Source organism: Mycolicibacter heraklionensis, from assembly GCF_001021505.1.
GTDB classification, from domain to species: Bacteria; Actinomycetota; Actinomycetes; order Mycobacteriales; family Mycobacteriaceae; genus Mycobacterium; species Mycobacterium heraklionense.
Map to the genome: position 1 here is coordinate 1 of NZ_LDPO01000057.1, position 1,447 is coordinate 1,447.

The 1,447-nt window shown below is 72.4% G+C and carries 2 protein-coding genes; both read right to left on the reverse strand.

The features are described 5' to 3' along the window. The coding region (locus ABW16_RS23610) for a DUF7159 family protein (protein WP_052957087.1) at positions 1–1,146 on the reverse strand (1,146 nt) is incomplete at its 3' end. Between the two features lie 67 nt (positions 1,147–1,213). Continuing rightward, positions 1,214–1,447: hypothetical protein (locus ABW16_RS25875; RefSeq protein ID WP_200900715.1), on the reverse strand; the 234-nt coding region annotated here is incomplete at its 5' end.

Genomic DNA, 1,447 nt, shown 5'->3' on the forward strand with positions numbered 1-1,447 from the left:
GGCCGGCTGCGGCGCCGCTTCGGGGGCGGGCGCCGGGGCCGGCGCCTGCTGAGTGGGCACCACGATGTGCCCGGTGGGCGGCGGGTGATCTGCGGCGGTGGGCCGGATGCTGACGGCCAGCGCCACCACCAAGCTGGAGACCCCGACGACGAAGAACGCCGCCAGGCCGCTGCCGGCCAGCAGGAAGGGGCTGCGGCGCCGGAGGGGCTTGCTGTCGTCGAACAGGTCCACACCGGAACTCGGCGGGTAGCCGTCGTCTTCCTCGATGACGGTGCCGTCAAAGCCGTCCGCGTCGACCAGGTTCAGGTAGCCGCTGTCGGCGGAGTCGTCGGGAACCGCGCTGTAGGCCAGCGCGTACTCGCCCATGGTGGCGTCATAGTCGGCCTGATAGGAGTAGCCGAGCGCGACCAGATCCGGGTCGATCACACCGGTGCCCGGGTCGCGTGCCCACGCCAGTGCCGACGTCGAGGAGTCGAACAGCGGCGCGTGCGCACTGGCCAGCGCCGCGCCCCGCGCCAGCGCGGTCTCGGGCTCCTCGGGCACGCTGACCGGGATGGCACTGGCCGCATCCAACTCGGCCTTGACCATGCCGACGTTGACTCCGGAACCGACCACGAACAAGCCGTCGGGCCGCGACGACAGGCGGCCGGCCTGGGCGGCCAGCCGGGTCAGCGCGCCCATCGCGGCGGCGTCATCGGACGGCAGCGCCACCCGCTGCACCTCGCCGATCGAGCCGTCCGACGAGTCGACGACGGCCAGGGTCGCTCCGTCGGGCTCGACGAACATCAGTGCGGTCCGCTCGTAGCCGACCGACCCGCCCACCGTCTGCGCCAGGGCGGCCGCCGCCAAGAACGCCGACACCAGCATCACGTTCTCGACCCGGTGACCGGCCAGCGCGTCGCGCAGCTGGCCTGCTTGCAGCTGATCGGCGACGGTCACCCCGGTCGAGGCCAGCCGGTACCCGCTCTCGCGGGCACTTTCCTGGGTGCCCAGGATGGCCGACACCACCTGCTCGGGGAACGCCGTCTCATCGGCGTCCACCTCGAATCCGTCTTCGTCGACGGTCACGCCACCGGCGCGCTCTCCCTCGACGAGGACCATGCGTACCGATGGCGGTGCCATCGAGACCCCCAGAACGATGTCCACCGCACCTCCTCCACTAGGGCCGGCGAATTATTAGCCCATCTTACGACTGTTGGATGTGAATCCCCACTCAGAAATGAAGGCCCGGCAGGAACGGGAACCCGCCGCCACCGCGGCCGTGTCCGCCACCGTGGCCGCCGCCATGCCCGCCGCCGCGGCCATGGCCACCACCGGGTCCCCAGTCGTCGTCGCCGCGGCCCCAACCACCCCGCGGCGGTCCGAAGAGCGGCGGACCGCCGGGCAGGCCCGGAATCCCCAGGTTGGGAAGCGGTGGGGGCGGTAGCGCCGGAGGCGGTGGGGGCGG